This is a genomic window from Burkholderia sp. SR8 (assembly GCF_052851275.1).
Map to the genome: position 1 here is coordinate 65,283 of NZ_JAULUC010000018.1, position 25,769 is coordinate 91,051.

At 66.9% G+C, this 25,769-nt stretch carries 26 protein-coding genes; 7 read left to right on the forward strand and 19 right to left on the reverse strand.

Annotation, left to right across the window (positions count from 1 at the left end; genetic code table 11):
- Positions 1-44 precede the first annotated feature (44 nt).
- The 6 genes from Q3A80_RS21920 to argB all read right to left on the reverse strand — a co-directional run bounded on the left by Q3A80_RS21920 (position 45) and on the right by argB (position 7,088).
- On the reverse strand, positions 45-2,582 hold the full coding sequence (locus tag Q3A80_RS21920; protein ID WP_446330970.1) for a fimbria/pilus outer membrane usher protein: 2,538 nt from the start codon (positions 2,580-2,582) through the stop codon (positions 45-47).
- 189 nt (positions 2,583-2,771) lie between these two features.
- On the reverse strand, positions 2,772-3,530 hold the full coding sequence (locus tag Q3A80_RS21925) for a fimbrial biogenesis chaperone (RefSeq protein WP_446331032.1): 759 nt from the start codon (positions 3,528-3,530) through the stop codon (positions 2,772-2,774).
- Between the two features lie 105 nt (positions 3,531-3,635).
- Complete coding sequence (locus Q3A80_RS21930) at positions 3,636-4,178, reverse strand: fimbrial protein (RefSeq protein WP_446330971.1); 543 nt, start codon at positions 4,176-4,178, stop codon at positions 3,636-3,638.
- 593 nt (positions 4,179-4,771) lie between these two features.
- The gene (gene slmA, locus Q3A80_RS21935; protein WP_446330972.1) at positions 4,772-5,434 is read right to left on the reverse strand and encodes a nucleoid occlusion factor SlmA; all 663 of its coding nucleotides are present in this window, start codon (positions 5,432-5,434) and stop codon (positions 4,772-4,774) included.
- Positions 5,401-6,192 (reverse strand): HAD-IA family hydrolase, encoded by a 792-nt coding sequence (locus tag Q3A80_RS21940; RefSeq protein ID WP_446330973.1) that lies wholly within the window; start codon positions 6,190-6,192, stop codon positions 5,401-5,403. The genes slmA and Q3A80_RS21940 overlap by 34 nt, the downstream gene beginning before the upstream one ends.
- Positions 6,189-7,088 (reverse strand): acetylglutamate kinase, encoded by a 900-nt coding sequence (argB, locus tag Q3A80_RS21945; RefSeq protein WP_006490510.1) that lies wholly within the window; start codon positions 7,086-7,088, stop codon positions 6,189-6,191. The genes Q3A80_RS21940 and argB overlap by 4 nt, the downstream gene beginning before the upstream one ends.
- Before the next feature lie 307 nt (positions 7,089-7,395).
- Between argB and Q3A80_RS21950 the strand changes: the two genes are divergently transcribed.
- The 3 genes from Q3A80_RS21950 (at position 7,396) to Q3A80_RS21960 (ending at position 9,691) form a co-directional block, all read left to right on the forward strand.
- Positions 7,396-7,620: a cysteine-rich CWC family protein gene (locus tag Q3A80_RS21950; protein WP_446330974.1), complete on the forward strand. Its 225-nt coding sequence runs from the start codon at positions 7,396-7,398 to the stop codon at positions 7,618-7,620.
- Positions 7,621-7,731: 111 nt separating this feature from the next.
- On the forward strand, positions 7,732-9,135 hold the full coding sequence (locus Q3A80_RS21955; protein WP_446330975.1) for an ATP-binding protein: 1,404 nt from the start codon (positions 7,732-7,734) through the stop codon (positions 9,133-9,135).
- A 13-nt stretch (positions 9,136-9,148) separates the two neighbouring features.
- Positions 9,149-9,691 (forward strand): response regulator transcription factor, encoded by a 543-nt coding sequence (locus tag Q3A80_RS21960; RefSeq protein WP_011658200.1) that lies wholly within the window; start codon positions 9,149-9,151, stop codon positions 9,689-9,691.
- Between the two features lie 90 nt (positions 9,692-9,781).
- Here the strand turns inward: Q3A80_RS21960 and hslU are convergent, their stop codons facing one another.
- The 8 genes from hslU to dapF form a co-directional block, all read right to left on the reverse strand.
- On the reverse strand, positions 9,782-11,125 hold the full coding sequence (gene hslU / locus Q3A80_RS21965) for an ATP-dependent protease ATPase subunit HslU (protein WP_446330976.1): 1,344 nt from the start codon (positions 11,123-11,125) through the stop codon (positions 9,782-9,784).
- Between the two features lie 10 nt (positions 11,126-11,135).
- Positions 11,136-11,672 (reverse strand): ATP-dependent protease subunit HslV, encoded by a 537-nt coding sequence (gene hslV, locus Q3A80_RS21970; RefSeq protein ID WP_124510677.1) that lies wholly within the window; start codon positions 11,670-11,672, stop codon positions 11,136-11,138.
- Between the two features lie 238 nt (positions 11,673-11,910).
- On the reverse strand, positions 11,911-12,327 hold the full coding sequence (dksA, locus tag Q3A80_RS21975; protein ID WP_006477498.1) for an RNA polymerase-binding protein DksA: 417 nt from the start codon (positions 12,325-12,327) through the stop codon (positions 11,911-11,913).
- 489 nt (positions 12,328-12,816) lie between these two features.
- Positions 12,817-13,905 (reverse strand): CobW family GTP-binding protein, encoded by a 1,089-nt coding sequence (locus Q3A80_RS21980; RefSeq protein WP_446330977.1) that lies wholly within the window; start codon positions 13,903-13,905, stop codon positions 12,817-12,819.
- A 199-nt stretch (positions 13,906-14,104) separates the two neighbouring features.
- Positions 14,105-15,319 carry a class I SAM-dependent rRNA methyltransferase gene (locus Q3A80_RS21985; RefSeq protein ID WP_446330978.1) on the reverse strand — a complete coding sequence of 405 codons (1,215 nt, stop codon included), beginning with the start codon at positions 15,317-15,319 and terminating at the stop codon, positions 14,105-14,107.
- A gap of 75 nt (positions 15,320-15,394) precedes the next feature.
- Positions 15,395-16,315: a tyrosine recombinase XerC gene (gene xerC, locus Q3A80_RS21990; RefSeq protein WP_446330979.1), complete on the reverse strand. Its 921-nt coding sequence runs from the start codon at positions 16,313-16,315 to the stop codon at positions 15,395-15,397.
- 10 nt (positions 16,316-16,325) lie between these two features.
- Positions 16,326-17,051, reverse strand: a complete 726-nt coding sequence (locus Q3A80_RS21995) for a DUF484 family protein (protein ID WP_446330980.1) — start codon at positions 17,049-17,051, stop codon at positions 16,326-16,328.
- Between the two features lie 39 nt (positions 17,052-17,090).
- Positions 17,091-17,960: a diaminopimelate epimerase gene (gene dapF / locus Q3A80_RS22000; RefSeq protein WP_446330981.1), complete on the reverse strand. Its 870-nt coding sequence runs from the start codon at positions 17,958-17,960 to the stop codon at positions 17,091-17,093.
- 401 nt (positions 17,961-18,361) lie between these two features.
- On the opposite strand from dapF, the gene Q3A80_RS22005 reads away from it, so the two are divergent.
- On the forward strand, positions 18,362-18,697 hold the full coding sequence (locus Q3A80_RS22005) for a HigA family addiction module antitoxin (RefSeq protein ID WP_446330982.1): 336 nt from the start codon (positions 18,362-18,364) through the stop codon (positions 18,695-18,697).
- Here the strand turns inward: Q3A80_RS22005 and lpxL are convergent.
- On the reverse strand, positions 18,691-19,575 hold the full coding sequence (lpxL, locus tag Q3A80_RS22010; RefSeq protein ID WP_446330983.1) for a lauroyl acyltransferase LpxL: 885 nt from the start codon (positions 19,573-19,575) through the stop codon (positions 18,691-18,693). The two genes, Q3A80_RS22005 and lpxL, sit on opposite strands and share 7 nt — an antisense overlap.
- 265 nt (positions 19,576-19,840) lie before the next feature.
- On the opposite strand from lpxL, the gene metK reads away from it, so the two are divergent.
- Positions 19,841-21,028, forward strand: coding sequence for a methionine adenosyltransferase (gene metK, locus Q3A80_RS22015; protein WP_446330984.1), 1,188 nt, complete (start codon positions 19,841-19,843; stop codon positions 21,026-21,028).
- 110 nt (positions 21,029-21,138) lie between these two features.
- Here metK and Q3A80_RS22020 read toward each other — a convergent pair whose 3' ends face one another.
- On the reverse strand, positions 21,139-21,480 hold the full coding sequence (locus tag Q3A80_RS22020; protein ID WP_446330985.1) for a hypothetical protein: 342 nt from the start codon (positions 21,478-21,480) through the stop codon (positions 21,139-21,141).
- 353 nt (positions 21,481-21,833) lie between these two features.
- Between Q3A80_RS22020 and Q3A80_RS22025 the strand changes: the two genes are divergently transcribed.
- Positions 21,834-22,607 (forward strand): phytanoyl-CoA dioxygenase family protein, encoded by a 774-nt coding sequence (locus Q3A80_RS22025; RefSeq protein WP_446330986.1) that lies wholly within the window; start codon positions 21,834-21,836, stop codon positions 22,605-22,607.
- Positions 22,608-22,777: 170 nt separating this feature from the next.
- On the opposite strand, the gene Q3A80_RS22030 is transcribed toward Q3A80_RS22025, so the two are convergent.
- Positions 22,778-22,984, reverse strand: coding sequence for a DUF3185 family protein (locus Q3A80_RS22030; RefSeq protein ID WP_446330987.1), 207 nt, complete (start codon positions 22,982-22,984; stop codon positions 22,778-22,780).
- A 184-nt stretch (positions 22,985-23,168) separates the two neighbouring features.
- Between Q3A80_RS22030 and mgrA the strand changes: the two genes are divergently transcribed.
- Positions 23,169-24,212 carry an L-glyceraldehyde 3-phosphate reductase gene (gene mgrA / locus Q3A80_RS22035; RefSeq protein WP_446330988.1) on the forward strand — a complete coding sequence of 348 codons (1,044 nt, stop codon included), beginning with the start codon at positions 23,169-23,171 and terminating at the stop codon, positions 24,210-24,212.
- A gap of 119 nt (positions 24,213-24,331) precedes the next feature.
- Here the strand turns inward: mgrA and Q3A80_RS22040 are convergent, their stop codons facing one another.
- Together Q3A80_RS22040 and Q3A80_RS22045 are read right to left on the reverse strand one after the other, a co-directional pair.
- On the reverse strand, positions 24,332-24,517 hold the full coding sequence (locus tag Q3A80_RS22040) for a hypothetical protein (protein WP_006482800.1): 186 nt from the start codon (positions 24,515-24,517) through the stop codon (positions 24,332-24,334).
- 300 nt (positions 24,518-24,817) lie between these two features.
- Positions 24,818-25,699, reverse strand: coding sequence for a DMT family transporter (locus Q3A80_RS22045; protein WP_446330989.1), 882 nt, complete (start codon positions 25,697-25,699; stop codon positions 24,818-24,820).
- Positions 25,700-25,769 lie beyond the last annotated feature (70 nt).

Here is a 25,769-nt window from a genome sequence, read left to right on the forward strand (position 1 = left end):
CGTTAAATTGAGTATTCGAAGGAGGCGGTTGCATGCGACGCGGCTTATGGCTTCGCCGTGATCGGCGAGTAGTCGCATTTCGCGTCCATCCGCTCGTACGCGGCATGCTTGCTTCGCTCCGTCGGCAAACTGTAGGAGAGCGAACAGGATTGATTGCTGCGGTTGCCCCATTTCGCGGTCAACACACCCGAGTCGTTCAGCCCGCGGGTGAACACCGTGCCGCCCTGGCCCGCCATCCCGATCGAATTGCCTTCCTCGTCGACCACCGCGCTGCCAAACGGAATGGGCGTGCCGTCCGGCTGATGGATCCCGAGCAGCACCGCGCGTCCGCTGACGGTGCCGAACTTGAGCTTCACCACCGAATTCGCGCGCGGTGCGACCTGCTGGCTCGTCGTCAGCATCTCCACGTCGAGCGGAATGCCCTTCGGGTCGAGCTCGATCGTGTTCATCTTGTACGGCGTCAGATACGGCAGCACCGCATAGCCGCGCCGGCCGATCCGGACGTCCGTGCCGTTGGTGACGCGGGCGCCGACGGCGTCCTTCGCTTCGATGATCGCGACGGTATCGCCGAGGTCGTTGGCCAGCGTGACGCCGCCCGCATGGCCGACGACGCCGCCCGATACGCCGACGGATACGCTCGAGTAGCCGCTGCCGCCGGTCGCGCTGCCCGAGAAGGTCGCGAACGGGCTGCGATACTGCGCGTTGCCGCCGCCCGACGTCGAGCCGCCGCCGGTGGTGGTGTTCAAGCCGTAGGTGAACGCGCCGGATTCGCCGACCGTGCCGGTCAGCGACATCTGGCCGGTGGTGCCGCCCTGGTTGTCGTGCGCGATACTCGAGCTCAGCGTCGGCGCATACGAGCGCCGGCCGAGCGGGATCGTCACGTTCGCGTAGACCTGGTTGTTCAGGTTGCCCGAATAACCGTCGCGCTGCCTCGACACCGACAGGTTGTAGCTCACGTTGAGGCCGGCGATCCGCAGGCTGTTGTTGTAGCCGACCTGGAACTGCGTGGTCGTGCCCTGCCGATTCCAGTAGCTGGACGACGAGCCGACCGCGAACAGCGTGCCGCGCCCTTCGCCGAGCGTCTGGTTCAGCGTCAGTTGAACCTGGTTGCGCTGCCGGTACACGTCGCCCGGATCCCGGCCTGCTGCCGCTTGCTCCCGGGCATACATCGCATCGCGCATGCCCCAGTATCCGCGCGACGAGTAGCGGTACGCGGCGACCGCGACGTTGGTGCCGGTCGCTTCGACGGACTTGCTGTAGCTGACGCGCACGCTCTGGCCGCTCGTGGCCGACACGCCCGGAATGCGGGCGCTCGCCTGCGTGACGTCGACCGCGAACGCGCCGGCCGGCGTGTTGAACGCGGCACCGACCAGCCCGGCCAGATAGTTTTCCGCGACGATGGCCCCGACGTAGCCGGTCAGCAGGTTGCTGATGCCGCGCTGATAGGTGGCCTGCGCAAAATTCGGATGACGCTCGAGCAGCGGCTCGCGCAACTGGCCCACCGCGAAGCCGAAACGCGAGATGCCGGGGCGCAGCGACTGCACGACCGCCGCATACGGCACCGTGAAGCTGTGCTTCCTGCCGTCGGCCTCGGTGACCGTGACGAGCAGGTTGCCGCCATAGCCGGTCGGGTAAAGGTCGTTGATCTCGAACGGGCCTGGCGCGACGTTGGTTTCGTACAGCAGCGCGCCGTTCTGCGATACCTCGACGTGCGCATTGCTCGTGGCGACGCCGCGAATCATCGGCGCATAGCCGCGCATCGAGTCGGGCAGCATCCGGTCGTCCGTCTCGAGCGTCGCGCCGCGAATGCCGACGCTCTCGAACAGCGTGCCGTCGGTATAGGTCTCGCCGATCTTCAGCTGGCTGCGCCAGGTGGGCAGATCGCGCTGCACGTAGGTATTGAGGCTCCGGTAGCGGCTCGGCCCCTGGGATTGCGCGCTATAGGATCCGTTGTGGCGGAAATGCCAGTTGCCGATATTGGCGCCCGCGTTCAGCCCGACATAGGCCTGCGTGGTGTCATACCCGGACGACATGTTCCGGAACACGTTCGCGTCGTACTTGAGCGTCATGCTCGGCACGCCGCTGTCCCACAGTTCCGGGCTCACATAGCCACGCGGATTGCGCAGCAGCGATGCCTGCGGAATGCTCACGTTCAGCCGCAGCTCGGACATGTCGAACTCAACCGTCGCGCCGGTCACCAGCTTGGCGACGTCCGTGCACTCGCCGGCCTGCACGCGCGCCAGCTCGGCGCGCGCCGCATCGGTCAGCGTCTCGCTGTCGAGGCCGAGGCGGCTCACGAGCGTGCGATCGAAGCACGGCGTCGCGCTGGTCGCGCCTGCCGGTGCATCGAAGCGTACCGTCGAGCGGCCGGTCCACGTTTCGTTCACGTAGAAGTCGACCAGGTACTCGCCGGCCGGAACCGGGTTGCCTTTCGCGAAGCGATCGAGGTCGAGCCGCTGGCCGCGCGGCTTCATCATCAACGTATCATTGAACTGAACCTGCGCGACGTCGAAGCGCTCCGCCGGGGCGGCTGACGCGTCGGCTGCGAATGCACCGGCCGTCCAGCCCCCGAGCGTCGCCATGACGAGCAGGCAGCTCGGTTTGAGCGCGAAACGCGCCGAGGACTCCAGTGGTTGAATGTGATGATTCGCTCGCATGAATTCAATGTGTTGATGCCGCATCGTCATAACGCGAGCGACGGTCTGCCTGCGCCGGTGCGAGTGCCGCACCGCCGGTGAGCGACGGGTTGAGCCGGAAACGGTCGGGCTGTGTCAGTGCGCCTTTTTCGGCGCGTAACGGCCTTCGATGGCGGCGCCGTAATCGTTGAGGAACGTGTAGTCGACCTCGATCGGCGCGCCGGACGGCGACGGCACGTTGCCGACGTCGAATTGTTCGGTGGCGCCCGGCTTGACCATGCCGCCCTTGTCGTCGGTCCAGGTCGTGCCGCCGGACTTGACGATCAGCTTGGTGAACGTCACGTGGTAGGGCGTCGGGTTTGTCGCTTGCAGCGCATAGCCGCCGCTGGCCTTCGGCGCGAAATTCCAGGTGACCTTTTCTGCGGATTCGTCGGCGACGCCTTGCAGTGCGGCAGGGCGGAAGAACAGTTTGATGCGCGTGCGGAACGCGAGCTGCAGCATGTTCGGATCGTTCGAATCGTCGGTCGCCTGAGGCGGGACGTCGAGCACGTTGAGCCAGTACAGCGTTTCCTTGTCCTGCGCGAGCGGCTCCTGCGTATAGATCATCCGCAGGCTCTGGCCTTTCTTCGGATCGAGACGGAACAACGGCGGCGTCAGCGTAAACGGTACCTTCGAGTCGTCGGGCAGCGCGTTCGCGTGGCCGTCGTCGACCCATGCCTGGACGAGCGAAGGCCGGTCGCCCTCGTTGGTCAGCTTGACCGTGACCTCACGCTCCTTTTCCGGATAGATCACGCGCGTTCCGCCGATCACGACGCTTGCATCCGCGGTGCTTACGCCGGCCAGCGACGCGATCAGCGCTGCGGCGCCCACGCTCAAACGCACGTTCATTGGCATTTCCATCGCCGATTTCTCCTTGTAGATGACAGTTCAGTGTTGGTCGGACGCGGCCCGTGCAGCGCCACTGCATCGCGTGCCCGGGCCGCCGGTCGGCCGACCGCGTTACTGGTACGAGACCGAGTACATGACCGACGTGTTGACCGAGCCGGCCGTGGACGCGCCGCCGGTTGCGACGTATTGCGCGAAGTAGTTCAGCTCGGCTGCGCCGGCCGCGATCGGCACGACCTGCGAGTTCTGCTGCGGTTGCGCCTTGCCCAGCTCGATCTTCGAACCGTCCTTGTTCAGCAGGCCGACTTCGACGTTCTTCGCGTCACCCGTTGCGTTGAACAGCTGGCCCGTTTGCGCGTTGACCGTCGTGCCCGGCTCGAAGTACACCGATGCATTGCCCGAATTCGGCGAGCAGTTGGTCAGGTTGATGCGGAACGGCTTGCGGCCGGCCGTCGAGCCCGGCGTGGCCAGTGCGGACGTCGACACGGTGGGCAGCGTGACGGTGAAATCCTTGCCGCCGCCGTCGCCCGAGATGTTGCAGGTCTGGGCGGTGATTTCGCCGGTGATCGTGATCGTGCCGTCTGCTGCGTGGGCCGACGAGGCTGCGGCCAGGAGACCCGCTGTCGCCATCAGAATGGAAAGTGCTTTTTTGGACATGTAAGTACCTGTTAGTAAGGAGTCCTGCGTCGCGAGACGACGCACCGACGTTTCCTGAGCGCTTTCTGCCGGCGTCGTTGAAACGGAACGGAAACGGCGACAGGAAACAGGTGATATTGTTAACTTTTAAGGTGTTTGAAAGAATTGGACGATTACTAATCCGCGTCTGGATTTGTTCGGTCGAGTACTAAATTCTTCTAAATATCGTCAGACGGACGAGTGCGGGATACGCTGGTGTCTGGCTCGGATGCTGTCGGTGCGGGGCAGGAGGCCATTCAGCGGCGTCGGGGCCGGCCTTCGAATGCCCGGGCGAAAGGCGACAGACGCCGGAGAGGCGACGTCGATGGCAGGTTGTTGATTTACATCAATAAACAGGAATCCTGATCTTGTGCGGGGCTCACGTGGTGTGCCGGATCGGATTCGTTCGACAAGCGTGCCGGTCGTTATAAAGCGGATGACCCCGGTCAATCGACGCCTGTGCGGTCGTTGTCGGGATCAGGGCCGTTCGTGTCTGAAACGCGCTCGATCCGGCGCAGGGGGCGTCATGTTGAGGCACGCGGATCGCGCATCGGTCGGTGCGCCGGTGGCGCGCGCTACTGCAGGATCAGTCTCAAATGCGCATCGGCCTGCTCGCCGGGCGGCTTCTGGAACCCGCCTTTTGCGAACCGGTGCCATCTGCCGATCACATAGCTGACGAGCAGGCTCGCACGCGTGGAGGGATCGTAATCGGCCGGCAGCGCGAACGGCGCCGCGCCATCGGGCGCCTGCGCCTCCGTACGCGCAACCCGCAGGCATTGCTTGACGGTCGCCTCGATCCGGTCGAGCAGCTGGTTCACACGCTCGGTCAGCCGCTCGTCCTCGCCGACCAGCGCCTCGCCGGTCAGCACGCGGGTCATCCCGGGATTCTTCGCGGCGAAATTGAGCATCGTCAGCGCGATCGTGCGCGCCTGCAGCACGCCGTTCGGCTCTTTCGCGACGATCTGGTTGACGAGCCCCAACAGCGCCTGTTCGATGAACTCGATCAGCCCTTCGTACATCTTCGCCTTGCTGGCGAAGTGCCGGTACAGCGCGGCTTCCGACACGTCGAGCCGGGCCGCGAGCGCGGCCGTCGTGATTTTCTCGGGCTTCGGCGCCTCGAGCATCGTGGCGAGCGTCTGCAGGATCATCACGCGCCGCTCGCCCGGCTTCGGGCGCGAGCGGGACGGCGTGGTCTGGTCTTCCGTTACGGCTTGGTCCTGCGGGTAAGTCGGCTGCATTTCTGTCGCCCCGATCGTGTGCCCAGTCGCAGCGATTTTAACGAACGAATGCGCTGGTCGACATAATGCGGACGGCCAATATTCGGCAGATGGCCAGGCAGGTGGCCGGTAATCCATACCGTGCCGATGCCGAGGCGCCTGTAGCGCTTCAGGTGGCTGCGGGTATCTTCGACGAGGATCGCGTCGGCGAGCCGCGCATGTGCGGCGCGCAGCGTCCGGCGCAGCATCGTGTGATCGGGCTTCGCGCGCCACGTGCGGCGGTCGCGCATGTGTTCGATCGCGATCACGCGCTCGAACAGCCGCTCGATGCGCAGCTCGCGCAGCACCGCGCGCGCATAGTTCTCGGGCGCGTTGGTCAGCACGAACTTGCGGCCCGGCAGCGCGGCGATGATGTGCGCAAGACCGCGCTCGGCGCGCAGCATCGCAGGCAAATCGGAAAACGTATGGACGACCCGCAGGAAGTCGTGCGGATCGATCGGATGATGGCGCGTAAGGCCGAGGAGCGCGGCGCCGTAGCGCTGCGTGTAGCCGGTGCGCAGCCGGTCGGCTTCGGCACGCCCGACGTGGAGCGTGTCGATGATGTACTGCGTCATCGCGCGATTGATCTCCGGAAAGATCGCGTGCGATGCGTGGTGAAGCGTGTTGTCGAGATCGAACAGCCAGACGGGCGCGCCGGCACGCGGCCGGCTGCGGGAAATGCGCCGGCGTCGTAGCGACGCCGGCAGGTCGGGCTTGGCTGGCTGGCGGCGCTTGCTCAATGCGAGCGGATCATCGTGCCGAACGGCTGCTCGGTCAGGATTTCCAGCAGCACCGAGTGCTCGATGCGGCCGTCGACGATGTGCACCGACTTCACGCCGCTCTTCGCGGCGTCGAGCGCCGACGAGATCTTCGGCAGCATGCCGCCGGAGATCGTGCCGTCCTCGAACAGCGCGTCGATCTCGCGTGCGGACAGGTCGGTCAGCAGATTGCCGTCCTTGTCCATCACGCCGGGGATGTTGGTCATCATCAGCAGCTTCTCGGCGTTCAGCACCGTGGCGAGCTTGCCCGCGACCAGATCGGCGTTGATGTTGTACGACAGGCCGTCCTCGCCGAAGCCGATCGGCGAGATCACCGGGATGAACGCGTCGTCCTGCAGCGCCTTCACGACCGCCGGGTTGATCGCCTCCACTTCGCCGACCTGGCCGATGTCGATGTACTGGCCCGGATTGTCGCGGTCCGGCATCAGCAGCTTGCGCGCGTGGATCAGGCCGCCGTCCTTGCCTGTCAGGCCCACCGCGTGGCCGCCGAAGTGGTTGATCAGCATCACGATGTCCTGCTGCACTTCGCCGCCCAGCACCCACTCGACGACTTCCATCGTCTCTTCGTCGGTCACGCGCATGCCCTGGATGAAGGTGCCGGCCTTGCCGATCTTCTTCAGTGCGTGATCGATCTGCGGACCGCCGCCGTGGACGATCACCGGATTGATGCCGACGAGTTTGAGCAGGATCACGTCGCGCGCGAAGCCCTGCTTGAGCCGCTCTTCCGTCATCGCGTTGCCGCCGTATTTGATCACCACGGTCTTGCCGTGGTAGCGGCGGATGTACGGCAGTGCCTCGGCGAGGATTTCTGCTTTCAGCGTCGGGGCGATCTGCGAGAGGTCGATGGGCTCGGACATGGCGGCGGCTCTGGCTGGGAACGGTTGAAACAGGGCGAATTGTACAGGAGTGGCGCAGCGCAGCATCCGGTTTTTGGACCGGCCGGAAGGCCGGTGCCGCGACCCGTGTGCGTCGCGCTGCGGCCCGCCTGCCATGGCGCCGTGCGTCGCGGCAGGGTGGCGGCGGCGGTGCGGACGCGGCAGGCGCCGCGCACGCCCGCGCGCTTTCGCGGCACGCATCGGCCGGGCGGCCGACGTGCAAAATCCGTGCGCCGCGCTATGCTAGTCGCGTAGGGCGACGTTCACGCCCGCTTTCGCGCCCGAGCCCATGACCGATTCCGCCGCCGACGCCCGTTCGACCCCGCACCGCGCGCGTTGCCCGCACTGCGGGCGCGGCTTCGACTGCGGCGCCGGCACGCAGCCGTTCGACTGCTGGTGCGCGTCGATGCCGGCCGTGCCCGGCGGTGCACCGCCCGCGGCCGGCGCGCGTTGCCGCTGCCCGGAGTGCCTGGCCGACGAGCTCGCGCAGCGCATGGCCGGCGCGGCCGGCTGACGGTGCAGGCCCGTGCCGCCGACGGAACGCAGCCGCGCCCGGTTGCCCGTTCGTCCGGCCCGATCCGGCCCCAGGTGGAGGCGCCGGGCGCTAAACGGGTAAACTGCTCGGATGCAACGAATCACCACCACCGGGCGCGTCAACCTCAGCCATCTGTTCTGGCTGCGCAATCTCGCGATCATCGGCCAGCTCGCGACGATCGGCGTCGTGCAGACCTATTTCGGCGTGCACCTGCCGTTGCCGGCGATGCTGATGGTCATCGCGCTCGAAATCGTCTTCAATGCGCTGACCTGGGTGCGCGTGCTGCGTGCGCGGCCCGAGACCAATTTCGAACTGCTCGGCCAGCTGTGGGTCGACCTCGGCGCGCTGTCGGCGCTGCTGTTCCTGTCCGGCGGCACGACCAACCCGTTCGTGTCGCTGTACCTGCCGTCGCTCGCGATCGCGGCGGCCGTGCTGCCGTGGCACCTGATGATCTGGCTCGCGGCGTTCGCCGTCGCGTGCTACGCGGCGCTCGGCTTCGATTCGGTGCCGCTCAACATGGACAACCCGGCGAATCTGTTCGACTACTACCGCACCGGGATGTGGGTGAACTTCATGGTCAGCGTCGGGCTGATCGCGTGGTTCGTCGCGCGCATGTCGAACGCGCTGCGCCAGCGCGATGCGGCGCTCGGCGAGGCGCAGGCGCATCTGCTGCGCGACGAGCGGGCGGTCGCGCTCGGCGTGCAGGCCGCGACCGTCGCGCACGAGATGGGCACGCCGCTGTCGACCATCGCGATGCTCGCGGAGGAACTGCGCGATGCGGCACGCGCCGATCCGGGGCTCGCGCGCTACGAGGCCGACCTGAAGGTGCTGGAAGAGCAGATGACGCTCTGCACGTCGGCGCTCGCGCGCCTGCGCAGCCGCGCGAGCGCGCCGGCGAGCCGCCAGCCGGTGGACGACTGGCTCGACACGTTCGTCGAGCACTGGCGGCTGCGGCATCCGCACGTGCAGTTCGAGCTGCTCGGCGCGCGCCCGTCGGGCGTCGCGCTCGACGACACGGTCGCGGCCGGCCAGATCCTGACGATCCTGCTCGACAACGCCGCGCGCGCGAGCCCGCACCGCGTGACGCTGGCCGCGAAGCTCGCGCACGGCGAGCGGGGAGTCGACCGGATCGAATTCGAAGTATGCGACGACGGCCCTGGCATTCCGGCCGCGTTGCGCGAATCGCTCGGCGCGATGCCGGTCGACAGTACGCAGGGCGGGCACGGAGTCGGCCTGTACCTCGCGTTCAGTGCGGCCGTGCGTTTAGGCGGCGAGATCGAACTGTCCGATGTCACGCCGCGCGTGGCGGCCGGCAACGGACGCGCCGGTGGCGGCGCGAACGGTCATGCCGCCGCGGCGTCGGCGCAGCGCGCGACCGAGCGGCCAGCCGCACCGGACAGCCGCGCAGCGGGCGCGCCCGGCCGCGGCACGCGCGCGGTGCTGCGCCTGCCGGTGGCGCGCATCACGGCGCCGGCCGCCTCAACCAACACGTAGACGGAGAAACCACATGAGCGAGAACAATTTCCTGGTGATCGACGACAACGAGGTGTTCGCGGGCACGCTCGCGCGCGGCCTCGAGCGCCGCGGCTACGCGGTCCAGCAGGCGCACGACAAGGAGGCGGCGCTGCGCCTCGCGGCCGGCGGCAAGTTCCAGTTCATCACCGTCGACCTGCATCTCGGCGAGGACTCGGGCCTGAGCCTGATCGCGCCGCTGTGCGACCTGCAGCCCGACGCGCGGATTCTCGTGCTGACCGGCTACGCGAGCATCGCGACCGCCGTGCAGGCGGTGAAGGAAGGCGCGGACAACTATCTCGCGAAGCCTGCGAACATCGAGTCGATCCTCGCCGCGCTGCAGACCAACGCGAGCGAAGTGCAGGCCGACGAGGCGCTCGAGAATCCGGTCGTGCTGTCGGTCGACCGGCTCGAATGGGAGCACATCCAGCGCGTGCTCGCGGAGAACAACAACAACATCTCGGCGACGGCGCGCGCACTGAACATGCACCGCCGCACGCTGCAGCGCAAGCTCGCGAAGAAGCCGGTGCGCCAGTAAGCGGCGCGGCGGCGGCCCCGTCGCCCGGCCAGTACCAACGAAAACGGGCGGCCCGCCGGGCCGCCCGTTGCGCATGCGACGCCGCGCGCGTTACAGCACGTAGCGCGACAGGTCTTCGTCCTGCGACACTTCGCCGAGCGCACGGTCGACATACTGCGCGTCGATCGTCACGCGCTCGCCGGCGTGGTTGCCGGCCGAGAACGACACTTCCTCGAGCAGCTTCTCGATCACCGTGTACAGCCGGCGCGCGCCGATGTTCTCGGTTTTCTCGTTGACCGCGAATGCAATCTCGGCGAGGCGGCGGATGCCGTCTGCGGCGAATTCGAGCTGCACGTCTTCGGTCGCGAGCAACGCCTGATACTGCTTGACGAGGCTCGCGTCGGTCGCATCGAGGATCGCCTCGAAGTCTTCGACCGACAGCGAATCGAGCTCGACGCGGATCGGGAAGCGGCCCTGCAGTTCGGGAATCAGGTCGCTCGGCTTCGCGAGATGGAACGCGCCGCTCGCGATGAACAGGATGTGATCGGTCTTCACCATCCCGTACTTCGTGTTGACCGTCGTGCCTTCGACGAGCGGCAGCAGGTCGCGCTGCACGCCCTGGCGCGACACTTCGCCGCCGCTGCCTTCGTTGTTGCGCGACGTGATCTTGTCGATCTCGTCGAGGAACACGATGCCGTTCTGCTCGACGTTCTGCACGGCCTTCGTCTTCACTTCCTCGTCGTTGAGCATCTTCGCCGCTTCCTCGTCGGTCAGCAGCTTCAGCGCCTCCTTGATCTTCACCTTGCGGCGCTGTTTCTTGCCGCTGCCGAGGTTCGAGAACATCGAGCGGATCTGCTCGGTCATTTCCTCCATCCCCGGCGGCGCCATGATGTCCATGCCGACCGACGGCTGCTCGAGGTCGAGTTCGACTTCCTTGTCGTCGAGCTGGCCTTCGCGCAGGCGCTTGCGGAACGTCTGGCGCGTCGCGTTGTTGTCGTCGTTCGCGTGATCGGCGTTGCCGCCGAATCCGACCGCGCGCGGTTGCGGCAGCAGGATGTCGAGGATGCGGTCTTCCGCCTGGTCGGTCGCCTTGCTGCGCACCTTGCGCATCTCGGATTCGCGCGTCTGCTTGACCGAGATCTCGATCAGGTCGCGCACGATGCTGTCGACGTCGCGGCCGACGTAGCCGACTTCGGTGAACTTGGTGGCTTCGATCTTGATGAACGGCGCATCGGCGAGCTTCGCGAGGCGGCGCGCGATTTCGGTCTTGCCGACGCCCGTCGGCCCGATCATCAGGATGTTCTTCGGCGTGATTTCCTGGCGCAGCGGATCGGCGACCTGCTGGCGGCGCCAGCGGTTGCGCAGCGCGACCGCGACGGCCTTCTTCGCCTTGGCCTGGCCGATGATGTGCTTGTCGAGTTCCGAGACGATCTCGGCAGGGGTCATGGTGCTCATGGTGCGGTCCTTACTCGATCGTTTCGATGATGCGATTGTGGTTCGTGTAGATGCACATGTCGCCGGCGATCTCGAGCGATTTCTCGACGATCTCGCGCGGGGACAGCTCGGTGTTCTCCGCGAGCGCGCGGGCCGCCGCCTGCGCGTATGCGCCGCCCGAGCCGATCGCACAGATGCCGCCCTCCGGGTCGAGCACGTCGCCGTTGCCGGTGATCACGAGCGTGGTGGTGGCATCGGCCGTGATCAGCATCGCCTCGAGGCGGCGCAGCATCCGGTCGGTGCGCCAGTCCTTCGCGAGCTCGACGGCCGCGCGCGTCAGGTTGCCCTGGTGCTTCTCGAGCTTCGCCTCGAAGCGATCGAGCAGCGAGAACGCATCGGCGGTGCCGCCCGCGAATCCGACCAGTACCTGGTTGTTGTAGATCCGCCGCACTTTCCGCGCGCCACCCTTCATGACGATGTTGCCGAGGGTTACCTGGCCGTCGCCGCCGAGCGCGACCTGGTCGCCGCGTCGGACCGAAACGATGGTCGTGCCGTGAAATTGCTCCATCTGCGTTCCTTGAGAAAAACGGGGAAGAGTCGGGCGGCGCGAGGCGCCGCCGCGTGAATCCGCAGTGCGCCGGGGAGCGGCCCGGCGCGCGTCCGTTTCATTTTAGGGCGCGCGCCGGGATATCAAGAGGGGGAGGCAAATCGGCCGGCGGCCCGGGAACCAGTGCCGGAAAAACAAAAAGCGCGCGGCAGGCCGCGCGCTTTCGGGAAGCAGCGTGTCTGAGCGGAACGCCGCTCGATCAGTCGCCGAACAGCTTCTGGCGCAGTTCGCGGCGCTCTTGCGCCTCGAGCGACAGCGTGGCCGTCGGACGCGCGAGCAGGCGCGGGATGCCGATCGGTTCGCCGGTTTCCTCGCACCAGCCGTAATCGCCGGAATCGATGCGGGCGAGCGACTGCTGAACCTTCTTGAGGAGCTTGCGTTCGCGATCGCGCGTGCGCAGCTCGAGCGCGTGCTCTTCCTCGATCGTCGCGCGGTCGGCGGGATCGGGGACGATCACCGTCTCGCGCAGGTTCTCGGTCGTCTGGCCTGCATTCTTGAGGATGTCCGCCTGCAACTGTTCGAGCCGATTTTTGAAGAAGGCGAGCTGATCCTCATTCATGTAATCCTTGTCGCTCATCTTCAGGATTTCGGCTTCGGTCAAGAGTTTCTTCGTCATCTGCTTGCTTCTTCAATGTGCGGCAAATCGGTAGATAGTGCCTGCACTTTGGGATTACCCGCAACTGCACTTGCAATCACTTGCGATTTGCCGCTGCGGGGCCGAAAGCCTCTGGAAAACCGGTTCTCAAATACCAGGATTGGCCTGGCGCGGATTTGCGCGCGCGGCGAACCGGTGCTGCGCGGCAGATCGCATCGGCCGCGGCCGGGGCGGATGGGCAATCCGGCGCGGTTGCGATGCCCGGGTAATGGTTCTGCAAGAACCGGGCCTGTTATTGCCGTACTCCAGCGGGCACGTATTGTAACTGAATCGCAAGCGGGCGCCGTATCGGGTCGATCCCCGTCGGCTGCGCCAATATCTAGAAAATATAACGCGCAAATCGCGAAAAAGCGATGACGGCGAAACCCTGCCCGGAAACGGCGCCGCCAAACTGCCGCGACCGCCCGCGAAGGCGGCCGCGCGGGCGGCGCAGGACGGCCGCCCGAACGCTCAGGCGAGGCAGGCGTCGAGGCCGTCGGTGATCAGGTCCTGCGGCAGCTCGACGCCGATGAACACCATCTTGTTGGTCTTCTTCTCGGCCGGCAGCCACTTCGCCGCCAGGTCGCTGCCCATCATCTGGTGCACACCCTGGAACACGACCTTGCGGTCGACGCCCTTCATGTACAGCACGCCCTTGTAGCGCAACATCCGTTCCCCGTAGATCTGCAGAATGCCGCCGAGGAAGTCTTCCAGCTTGTTCGGGTCGAACGGGCGATCGTTGCGGTACACGAACGACTTGATCTTGTCGTCGTGGTGCGCGTGGTGGTGGTCATGATGATGGCCGTGGCCGTGGTCGTGATCGTGCGCGCATTGGCCATGATCGTGGTCGCAATTTGCGTGATCGTGATCATGGTCGTGATCGTGATGATCGTGCGCGTGGTCGTCCTCGGCGAGGAAGTCCGGGTCGATCTCGAGCTTCGCGTTCAGGTTGAAGCCGCGCAGGTCGAAGATTTCCTTGATGTCCGCTTCGCCGAAGTTCACGACCTTGATCGTCGCCTTCGGGTTCATGTGCATCAGGCGATGCTTGAGCGCCGCGACGGCCTGATCGTCCACCAGGTCCGACTTCGTGATGAACAGGCGATCGGCGAAGCCGACCTGGCGCTGCACCACTTCGTGTTCGTCGAGCTGCGCGTTCGCATGCTTCGCGTCGACCAGCGTGATGACCGCGTCGAGCAGGAAGTCGTCGGCGATCTCGCTGTCGATGAAGAAGGTCTGCGCGACCGGGCCCGGGTTCGCGAGGCCGGTCGTTTCGATCACGATGCGATCGAAGTCGAGCTTGCCTTCGCGCTTCTTCGCGGCCAGATCGCCGAGCGCGCGGGCGAGGTCGCCGCGGATCGTGCAGCAGATGCAGCCGTTGCTCATCTGGATGATCTGCTCGTTCGTGTCCTGGACGAGGATCTCGTTGTCGATGTTCTCTTCGCCGAATTCGTTCTCGATCACGGCGATCTTCATGCCGTGCTGTTCGTTCAGGATGCGTTTGAGCAGCGTCGTCTTGCCGCTGCCGAGGAAGCCGGTGAGGATGGTGACGGGAGTGGCCATGTCGGTCGCCTGTGGTTCGTGAATCGGGGTCAAAACCAGGATGGGTGCGTCGCGCCATCGACTCGCGAGCCGGGGCGCACAACCATCCATTGAAACATACCTGTCAAGCCCTCGCCCGTCGTCCGGACGACAGGGGCGAGCGCTGGTCCGCCAGGCAAGCAGGGCCCGCGGACGCGGGTGTGCGTCTAGATCGGGGCGCTCAGACGATTTGCAACAGCAGGCCCTTCAGATATTCGCCTTCCGGGAACGCGGCCAGCAGCGGATGATCGACGCCCGCACCGAGCCGCTTCAGGATCCGTGCGTCGACCTTCGCGTCGGCGGCGGCGCCCGCGACGATCTTCTGGAACAGGTCCATGTCGATCGCGCCCGAGCACGAGTACGTGAACAGCAGGCCGCCCGGACGCAGCAGCCTGAAGCCGCTCAGGTTGATGTCCTTGTACGCGCGGGCCGCGCGGTCGACGCTGTCGCGGGTCGGCGCGAACTTCGGCGGATCGAGCACGATCAGGTCGAAACGCTCGCCTTCGTCGACGAGGCGGCGCAGCGTCTTGAACGCGTCCGCGTCGAGCCAGGTTGCGCGCTCGGCGTCGAAGCCGTTCGCCACGACGTTCTGCTGCGCGAGCGCGAGCGCGTCGGCCGACGAGTCGATCGACACCACGCGTTTCGCGCCGCCCTTGAGCGCCGCGAGCGAGAAGCCGCCCGTGTAGCAGAAGCAGTTGAGCACGTCGCGGCCGTCCGCGTATTGCGCGACGAGCGCGCGGTTGTCGCGCTGGTCGACGTAGAAGCCCGTCTTGTGGCCGTTCGGCACGTCGACGTGATACCGCACGCCGTTTTCGTTCGCGATCAGCGTCGCCGGCGGCGCGTCGCCGGCGAGCACGCCGGTCGTCTGCTCGAGCCCTTCCTTGTCGCGGATCGATACGTCCGAGCGTTCGTACACGTTCGGGCAGCCGGTCGCGCCGGTGAGCGCCGCGACGATCGCGTCCTTCCACGCTTCGACGCCGGCGGCCATGAACTGGCAGACGAGCTGGCCGCGCGGCGCGGCGCCCGGCTCGGCCGTGTCCGCGACGTAGTAGTCGACGATCAGCCCCGGCAGCCCGTCGGCTTCGCCGAACACGAGCCGCAGCGCGCCCGTGCCCGACACCATCGTCGTGCGGTGCGCGACCGCGCGCTGCACGCGGCGCTTGAAGAACGCGTGATCGACCGGCTCGTTCTCGTCGAAGCTCCACACGCGCACGCGGATCTGCGATTGCGGGCTGTATGCGCCGCGCGCGAGGAAGCGGCCGTCGTGCGCGCGCACGACCACGGTCGCGCCGGGCGCAGGCTTGCCGTCGACGCGGTCGATCGCATTGGCATAGACCCACGGATGCCGGCGCAGCAGCGATTTTTCCTTGGACGGTTTGAGTGTGACGGTTTGCATGATCGGATCGGGTGAGCCGCGGGCGGTGCCGGCCATGGCCGGCCGCCGCGCGCGGCGGGGAATGCGGGATGCGCGTCAGTCGCGCTTCTTCGCGCGCGGATGCGCGCTGTCGTAAATCTTCGCGAGATGCTGGAAGTCGAGCGACGTGTAGACCTGCGTCGCGGCGACGCTCGCATGGCCCAGCAGTTCCTGCACCGCGCGCAGGTCGCCGCTCGACTGCAGCACGTGCGTCGCGAACGAATGGCGCAGCACGTGCGGATGGACGTTGGCAGGGATGCCCGCGGCAAGCGCCGCGCGCTTCACGCGCTCGCGCACGACGCCCGGCGCCATCCGGTTGCCGCGCGCCGACACGAACAGCGGATGCGGGTCGTGCTTCACGAATTCGCCGCGCACCGCGAGCCACGCGTTCAGCGCGTCGATCGCCTTGCGGCCGACCGGCACCTTGCGTTCCTTGTTGCCCTTGCCGCGCACCGTGACTTCGGCTTCGGCGAGGTCGAGCCAGCCGGCCGAGCGGTAGCCGTCGGCTTGCGTATACATCACGTCGAGCCCGACCAGTTCGGCGAGGCGCAGCCCCGACGAATAGAACAGCTCGAGAATCGCGTGATCGCGGATGCCTTCGGTCGTTGCGGGCAGCGGCGTATCCATGAGGGCGACCGCATCGTCGACCGACAGCGCCTTGGGCAGCGATTTCTCGCGTTTGGGTGCGCGTACGCCGGCGACCGGATTCGCGGGCATCTCGATGCGCTGCGCGAACCAGCGATAGAACGCCCGCCATGCGGAAAGCCGGTGCGAGATCGAGCGCGCGGACAGTCCGGCCGCGTGCGCGCGCACGACCGCGCCGCGCATGTCGGCGGCTGTCAGCGCTTCGAGCGGGCGGCCGCCGGCGAGCTTCTTCAGTTCGTCGAGTTCGTGCGTGTACGCGCGCAGCGTGTGTTCCGACAACTGCCTGACGTGTTTCAGGTTCGACAGGTAGGCGGCGATCGGATCGTCGGTCATGGGTGCGACGTCAGTGCGGCAGCAGGCGCGTGAGCGCGGCGCTCGCGAGCGTCGCGATCTGCGCGAGGAAATCGGTCGCCATGCCATCGTGGAAGCGGCGCGGATCGGGCGAGCCGAGCACGAGCAGGCCGAACGCGGGCGCATCGTTGCCGGCGAGCGGCGCGCGCAGCGCGAGCAATGCGACGGACGTGGCCGCCCCGTCGCCGGCCGGCGCGGCTTCCGCGCCTTCCGCTGCCGTCGCGGCTGGCGCCGCGACCGCGGGCGCGAGCCACTGGGCGGCCTCGAAGCCGGTGTTCGCGCCGCAGTACGGCGTCGACAGCCCGTTCGCGAACAACCGGACTTCCTCGCCGACCTGGCGTGCGAAATCGGCCTGCGCATACGTTTCGGCGACGTCCCACACACGCAGCGCCGTCTGCGGCACGTCGAACACGTCGGCGATCCCGTCGGCGATCGTGCGCGGCAATGCGTACGGGTCGCGCTCGGCGATCACGCGCGCGGTCCAGCGGCTGAACTTCGCGGACAGGCTGTCGTTCTCGTGGCCGTAGCGCACGAGCTCGGCGAGCCGGCGCTCGAGATGCTTGTTCTTGTCGCGCAGCATCTCCATCTGCCGCTCCTGCAGCGAGATCGCGGCCTTGCCGTGCGGATTCGCGAGACGGATCGTCGCGAGCAGTTCCGCGTGTTGCGCGAAGAATTCGGGATTGGCGAGCAGGTAGTCGGCGACTTCGCGATCGTTCATGTGGCTGGAGCGTTGTTCGGTTATCAGGACGTTGGAGGGTCAGACGTTCAGGTCGATCTCGCCTTCGAACACGGTCGCGGCGGGCCCGGCCATCGTCAGCGCGGCGGCTTCGTCGCGCGCGCCGTCCCAGCCGATCGTCAGCGTGCCGCCGTGCGTGTGCACGGTCACCGGCGAATCGAGCAGGCCGCGCCGGATGCCGGCCGCCACTGCCGCGCACGCGCCGGTGCCGCATGCGAGCGTCTCGCCCGCGCCGCGTTCGTACACGCGCAGCTTCACCTCGCTGCGCGACACGATCTGCATGAAGCCGGCGTTCACGCGCTGCGGGAAGCGCGCGTGGCGCTCGATCAGCGGGCCTTCGGCGAGCACCGGGTACGCTTCGGCGTCGTCGACGACCTGCACCGCGTGCGGGTTGCCCATCGACACCGTCGAGATCCACCGCGTCCGGCCACCGACATCGAGCGGCCACAGCGTGTCGTGGCCTTCCGTGCGGCCGTCGAGCCCCGCCGCGTCGAACGGCACCTGCGCCGGCGCAAACACGGGCGCGCCCATGTCGACGACGACTTCGCCGTTGTCCTGCATCGTCAGCGTGATCAGGCCCTTCATCACCTGCACGCGCACGCTGCGCTTGTCGGTGAGGCCGCGGTCGCTGACGAACTTCACGAAGCAGCGCGCGCCGTTGCCGCAGTGTTCGACCTCGCCGCCGTCGCAATTGAAGATCCGGTACTTGAAATCCGCGCCGTCGACGGTCGGCTTCTCGACGAGCAGCAGCTGATCGGCGCCGATGCCGAAGTGTCGGTTGGCGAGCGCGCGCACCTGCGCGTCGGTGAGCGGCGGCAACGCGCGCGAATAGCCGTCGAGCACGACGAAGTCGTTGCCCGCGCCGTGCATCTTGGTGAACGAGAGTTTCACTGGGTCCGGAATTCCATGGCGAACAAGGCGGTCGGCACGGCGGACGCGGTGTGCGGCCATTTCGGGCGGCGTCGTTCGTCGTGCTGATCTCAACCGCAAATGATACATGCAGCGGACAGGGGCGTCCTGCGCGGGCGGGGCGAGGGGGCCGTCATGCGCGACGGAAGGCGATGTGCATCTGTCCGGGGCGCGACGGATCGCGGAAAGGGCGAGGGGTCGACCGACGCGACCGGACTTGGCGGGCGCCGCCGCGGCGAGTTCCACGAGCGCGTCTGGCGCGCATTTCGGACCGGTCAGACGGACACCGCAAACCGCCCATTCGTATAGTCGGCGGAGACACGCAGCACGGGCCGCAGACATGGCGCTCGGCGACCATCGAAACCTCGAGTTGATCGAACGCCATGACTCGCATCTTCAATCCGCCCCGTCCGGGCGAAGCGTTGCGCGACGACGTCGTGCCAGCGCCCGGCCTGACCGTCACCGGAGCCGCCGCGCAGCCCGGCGTCACGCGTGCGGCGCTGTCGCGCATCCTGCACGGGCACGCCGGCATCTCGCCGGAAATGGCGCTGCGGCTCGAAGCCTGGCTCGGTGAGGAGAGCGGCGGGAAGGCGGATCTTTGGCTCGCGCAGCCGTCGGCCTACGATCTGTCGCAGGCGCGCGCGAAAGACGAAAGACGTGCCGAAGGTCGCGAGAGTGCAGGCGCGCGTAACGGCGCGCCCGCGGGTTCCGCTCAGTAGAGGCTCGGCTCGCCGGGCGGGCGCGTCTTGAAGCGCTTGTGGACCCAGTAGTACTGCTCCGGCATCAGCGGAATCTGTTCCTCGAGGAACTCGTTCATCCGCCGCGCGTCGAGGTCGTCGTCGCCGGTCGGGTAGTTGTCCCACGGCTTGAACACCTTCAGCCGGTAACCCTTGTAGTTCGGCAGCACCTCGCCGATGAACGGCACGACCTGCGCGCGGCCCGTCTTCGCGAGCCGGCCGACGGCCGTCAGCGTGCACGCGGGTACGCCGAAGAAGGGTACGAACGTCGAATTGCGCAGACCGTAGTCCATGTCCGCGCCGAGCATCACCGGCTTGCGGTCGCGCAGCCAGCGCAGCACGACGCGCGCGCTGTCCGCGCGGCCGACCATCTCGGCGTCGAACCGCCCGCGCGCCTTCTTCGCTTCTTCCTCCAGCACCGCATTCGAGAACGGCTGGTACAGCGACCCGCAGCGGCGGTGCAGTGAGCGGTTCAGCCAGATCGAGCCGGCTTCGATGCCGACGAAATGCAGGCCGAGGAACAGCGTCGGGGGCAGATCGGGATCGGTGAGATCGACCGCGCTGTCGACCTGGATCAGCTTCGCGAGCTTGCGCTCGGAGCCGAACCACTGGACGCTGCGCTCCACGTAGCTGCGAATCGCGTGGCGGAAATGCAGGCCGGCCACTTCCTCGCGCCGTTCGTCGCTCCAGTCGGGGAAGCAGAGTTTCAGATTGATATGTACGATGCGCTTTCGCCGGCTGGGAATCTGATACAGCAGCCAGCCGAGGCCATCGCCGAACCGCGCGGTCAAGCCGTACGGCAGCAGGGCGAGCAGCTTCAGCAAGCCGATGGCGAGGTGCGTGCCGAGGCGGCCTAGCATGCGGAATCTCCGTGGGGCCGGCTGGCCGGCACGTTGCGAACAGGGGGGTAGAACAGCGGACGATGCAGCACGGGCGGCGCTCTGTGACAATTCACGAAAGCCGCTATAATACGGGCTTCGCCGAGTTAACTGACAACTTGCGGGGCGAAGCCGGCTGGCGCGAAGCGCGCTGCCCGGTCCTGGTAATCCGCTAAAGCGTCGCCGCTTCAGGCCCAACGAAGCTGGCTACGTGAAACCAACCGTAACCACACAGGAGCCTGAAAAAGTGGCAAACCATTATCTCTTCACGTCCGAATCCGTCTCCGAAGGCCATCCGGACAAGGTCGCGGACCAAATCTCGGACGCGATTCTCGACGCCATCCTCGAGCAGGACAAATATTCGCGCGTTGCAGCCGAAACGCTGTGCAACACGGGTCTCGTCGTGCTGGCCGGTGAAATCACCACGACGGCCAACATCGACTACATCCAGATCGCGCGCGACACCATCAAGCGCATCGGCTACGACAACACCGACTACGGCATCGATTACAAGGGGTGCGCGGTGCTCGTCGCGTACGACAAGCAGTCGCCGGACATCGCGCAAGGCGTCGACCGCGCCCATGACGACAACCTCGATCAGGGCGCCGGCGACCAGGGCCTGATGTTCGGTTACGCATGCGACGAAACGCCGGAACTGATGCCGCTGCCGATCTACCTGTCGCACCGTCTCGTCGAGCGCCAGGCCAGCCTGCGCCGCGACGGCCGCCTGCAATGGCTGCGTCCGGACGCGAAGTCGCAGGTCACGGTCCGCTACGTCGACGGCCGCCCGGATTCGATCGACACCGTCGTGCTGTCCACGCAGCACGCACCGGACATCGAACTGCCGGCGCTGCGCGAAGCCGTGATCGAGGAAATCATCAAGCCGACGCTGCCGGCCGACCTGATCAAGGGCGACATCAAGTTCCTGGTGAACCCGACCGGCCGGTTCGTGATCGGCGGCCCGCAGGGCGACTGCGGCCTGACGGGCCGCAAGATCATCGTCGATACGTACGGCGGTGCCGCACCGCACGGCGGCGGCGCGTTCTCGGGCAAGGATCCGTCGAAGGTCGACCGCTCGGCAGCGTATGCCGGCCGCTACGTCGCGAAGAACATCGTCGCCGCCGGCCTCGCGTCGCGCGCGCTGATCCAGGTGTCGTATGCGATCGGCGTCGCCGAGCCGACCTCGGTGATGGTCAACACGTTCGGCACGGGCCGCGTGTCGGATGCGGTGATCACGAAGCTCGTGCGCGAGCATTTCGACCTGCGTCCGAAGGGCATCATCAAGATGCTCGACCTGCTGCGCCCGATCTACGAGAAGACGGCTGCTTACGGCCACTTCGGCCGCGAAGAGCCGGAATTCTCGTGGGAAGCGACCGACAAGGCGCTCGCGCTGGCCGAAGCGGCCGGCGTGGAGCCGACGGCACGCGTCGCGTAAGCGTCGTCCGCCTGAAACGAAAAACCCCGGCATGCCGGGGTTTTTTTATGCGCGCCGCCAGATGATGACGATCGCGGCGGCCGTGGCGCGTCGAGCCGCCGGTGCGGTGCTCAGCGTGCGCTGAACCCGAACCACCCGGTGCTCGCCGCGAGGCGGCGCGGGCGGTTGACACGGCGCTGCGGGCCGAGCGTGCGGCGCAGCGCGAGCGCGCGCAGCGACGACGGCTTCTGCAGCAGCGAGCGCAGCCCGGCGCGGCGTGCGAACGCCTGCGCGCTCATCATCGAGAAGAACGCGTGAAACCACGCGCGGATGCCGTCCAGCCGGCTGTGCGCATGCGTGTGCTCGGCAAGCGCCTGCGTGCGCGCGCGGTGATGGCGCAGCGAGCGGGCGGGAGCGGACGGCACGACGCGCGTGGCTGCGCGGCTGAGACGGGAAGTCAGACGGAATGGCATGTGAACGATGCTTCGCTTGTATGGATGGCGCCCTTGAAGAGCGCACTGGTATGAACGGCCTCGGATGGCGCAACGGATCTTACCGAAAGTCGCTGCGCGCCGCGCCCGCCAGAATTGACAGGCCGGGACAGGCTACAGGGGATTCATGACGTGCAAAAGTCGCGATAAACCCTCGTGCCGCAAGCGCGTGGCCGCATACCGCCTGTCGCTGAGGCTCGCGCGGCGCCGCACAGTTCCCTTGCGCCAGATCAAATCCGCGATTGGCATGCCCCTGCGCACGACAATGGTGCTGTTCGCCGTATCGGGCGCCGATTTACAATCGTCACATTCACACAATAAACGCCTGGCATCCCATGTCGTCTCCATTGCAGTCGGAATCGATCCGCGCGCAAGTCGCGGAATTGCGCGAACGCGGCTTCGTCGTCGCGCGCGGCCTCGTCGGCGAAGCGCAGTGCGCGGCGCTCAGGCAGATCGCGGAGCGCCAGTTGCAGGAGGCGGCGGAGCCGATCGAGTTCGAGGCGGACTTGCGCTATCCGGGTGCGCCCGAATCGAAGCATGCGCCGGGCGGGCATACGGTGCGGCGGCTGCTGGACGCGTACACGCGCGATCCGGCCTTCGCCGAGCGCGCGATTGCGCCCGAAATCGGCGCGTGGATGCGCGAATACTTCGGCGAGCAGCCGGTGCTGTCGCGTGCGCATCACAACTGCATGATGACGAAGCACCCGGCGTACGGCAGCCTGACGGGCTGGCATCGCGACTTCCGCTACTGGTCGTTCGAACGTCCGGACATGGTGTCGGTGTGGCTCGCGCTCGGGCCCGAAACGAACGAAAACGGCGCGCTCTGGCTGGTGCCGGGCTCGCACACGGCCGAATTCGGGCCCGAAGCGTTCGACGACGCGAAGTTCTTTCGCAGCGACCTGCCGGAGAACCGCAAGATGATCGATGCGGCGACCTGCCCGCCGCTGCAGACGGGCGACGTCGTGTTCTTCCACTGCAACACGCTGCATTCGGCCGGGCAGAACCGCTCGGACCAGGTGAAGTTCTCGCTCGTGTACACGTATCACGGGATCAGCAACCGGCCGGTGCCGGGCACGCGTTCGGCATCGAAGCCGGAGGTGCAGTTCTAGCAGCGGTTCCGGCGCCGGCGCGGCCCTGCCGGTTGCGCGATGCGGCATTGCCGCCAGGCCAGGCGGGCGGAAAAGGAAACGGGCGGCTTCGGCCGCCCGTTGCGTTTTGCGTGCTGCGCATCGCGCGACGCGAGCCGCATCGTGTGTCTTGCGTCGCGCGGCCGCGCGAATCAGCGCCTGTTGGCCGGCATTGCGAGGCCGATCAGGCCGATCAGCAACGCGACGGCGCCGCCGGCGATCAGCAGGATCGTCTTCGTCGCGGGCGAGCCGGTGAAGAAGCGCGACACGTTGTCGTTGATCGAATGAAACGACTGGCCGCCGAAATACAGCAGCACGACGCCGCCGACGAGCAGTGCAACCGAGATGACCCGGGACATACCAACCTCGCTGTAACGGTGATTCGAGACGCCGCAGTGTAGGCGACGCGCGCGGCCGCGTCCATGGCCGTGCGCGGTTGCGCGACGTTCGCTACCATAGCCGTCGTACGTTTCCTTCGCCGCCGGCGCGCGATGTTCGCGTGCGGCGCGCGTCCCTTCCCCGACGTCCTGACGGAACCGATCCATGGCCTACGAAGCAGCTTCCGAACGTTATGCCGACATGCAATACCGCACCTGCGGCAAATCCGGGCTCAAACTGCCCGCCCTGTCGCTCGGCCTGTGGCACAACTTCGGCGACTCGACGCCGATCGAGACGCAGCGCGACATCCTGCGCACCGCATTCGATCTCGGCATCAACCACTTCGACCTCGCGAACAACTACGGGCCGCCGTACGGTAGCGCGGAAATCAACTTCGGCCGGCTGCTGAAGGAAGATTTCCGGCCGTACCGCGACGAGCTGCTGATCTCGACGAAGGCCGGCTGGGACATGTGGCCGGGGCCGTACGGCAGCGGCGGCGGGTCGCGCAAGTACGTGCTCGCGAGCCTCGATCAGAGCCTGCAGCGGATGGGCCTCGACTACGTCGACATCTTCTACTCGCACCGCTTCGACGCGCACACGCCGCTCGAGGAAACGGCCGGCGCGCTCGCGTCGGCGGTGCAGCAGGGCAAGGCGCTCTATATCGGCATCTCGTCGTACTCGGCCGCGAAGACGCGCGAAATGGCCGCGCTGCTCGCGCAATACAAGGTGCCGCTGCTGATCCACCAGCCGTCGTACAACATGCTGAACCGCTGGATCGAAGAGGAGCTGCTCGATACGCTCGAGGAGATCGGCACGGGCAGCATCGCGTTCACGCCGCTCGCACAGGGCCTGCTGACGTCGAAGTACCTGAACGGCGTGCCGGCCGATGCGCGCGTGAACAAGCCGGGCGGCGGTTCGCTGAAGCAGGACCACCTGAGCGCGAACAATCTCGAACACGTGCGCAAGCTCAACGGTATCGCCGAGCGGCGCGGGCAGAGCCTCGCGCAGATGGCGCTCGCGTGGGTGCTGCGCAATGGCCGCGTGAGCTCCGCGCTGATCGGTGCGAGCCGCGCGGAGCAGGTGCGCGAAAACGTCGGCGCGCTGAAGAACCTCGAATTCTCGGCGGACGAACTCGCGGAAATCGATCGCTACGCGACCGAAGGCGGCATCAATCTGTGGGAAAAGCCGTCCACCGATCAGGCGATCTGATCGGCAGCAATGACGGTCGATACGGTATCCGAACGATCGGATGCCGTATCGCAGCGCACACCTGACAGCGGCACGCCGCTGCGGTGCAGCGACGCGGCCGGCACGCGCCGACGCCCGCGCTAGATCAGCGCAGGCAGGCCTTCGACGAGCAATACCGCGACCCCGACGCCGAGGATGACGCCGAGCACGCGCAGCAGGTTGTGGCGGAACTGGGTGGCGCACGGCACCGCGCCGAGAAATAGCGCTCCGGCCAGCGCCATCGGGATCAACAGGATGAAGTCGCCGATCGTGAAATAGGTCGTCATGCGTGTCTCCGTAGTCGGCCGAAGCGCGCGCACGCGCCCTTCAGCCCCATGCCGGGCATTTCTAGTATCGCGCCGGCCCGTTTGCGAGCGGGCCGGCAATTCGAGTATAGGCAACCTCGCGGCGTTTTTCGCTATCCGAACCATTAAAAGTCTGCGGAAAACCCGCGGAAATCCGCGTTTTTCTCGCGAACAAGACGAATGCCTTGCGCAAGTCTTTCCTGATCCTTTCGTTTTGCGCCGAAACGCCGTACTTGCTCAGTACGGGCCGCCGCACCCGCGCGGGCGCGGCGGCCCGTCCGGTTACGCGCGGTCGGGCTGCGTGCGCATGGCCGGCGTGCGGAACACGAGCGCGAGTCCGGCGACGATCGCCGCCATGCCGGCGAGCGCGAGCGGCTCGGGCCGGTTGCCGAGCCAGACGGCGTCCATCAGCGTGGTCACGACGGGCACGAGATAGAACAGGCTCGTCACGTTGACGAGGTCGCCGCGCTGCATCAACCGGTAGAACAGCAGTTGCGCGATCACCGAGATCACGATGCCGAGCCACAGCAGCGGCACGACGAATGCCCAGCCGACGTCGAGTGAAACCGGCCGGAACGGCAGGATCGCAACGCACAGCGCAAGGCCGATCGCGTTCTGCAGCGGCAGCACGTCGGCAGGCGCCGCGCGCACGCGCTTTTGCAGCATCGAGCCGACGGTCAGTGCAACGAGCGCCGCGAGCGCGCACGCGACGCCTGCGATCGGCAGCCCGGCCCCGCCCACGCCTCGGCACACGACGAGCGCAAGACCGGTCAGCGATAGCGCGAGCCCCGCGACGCGCATCGGCTGCCAGCGCCGCTCGACGATCGCGAGCGTGAGGATCGGCTGTACGCCGAGGATCGTCGCGAGCACGCCCGGCGCGATCCCGCGCTCGAGCGCGAGCAGGTAGAAGATCGAATAGCCGCCCATCATCAAGAGGCCGGTCAGCACGGCCATGCGCCGCTCGCCGCGCGGCGGCAGCCAGCGTCCGCGCATGACGGCCAGCGCGAGCAGCACCAAAGATGCGAGCGCGAAACGGGCGGTGAGAAAGACGAACGCGGAGGCGTGACGCAGACCGAGTTCGGCGAAGATCGCGCCGCTGCTCCACAGCAGGACGAAGAGCGACGTGATGCCATGCGCGGCGAGCGCGCGTTTGAACGAAACCATGTGAATCCACCTGTCGAACGGATCGAAACGTTCCACGTCGCGCGCGCAGCAACACATCGTGCGCGATCAA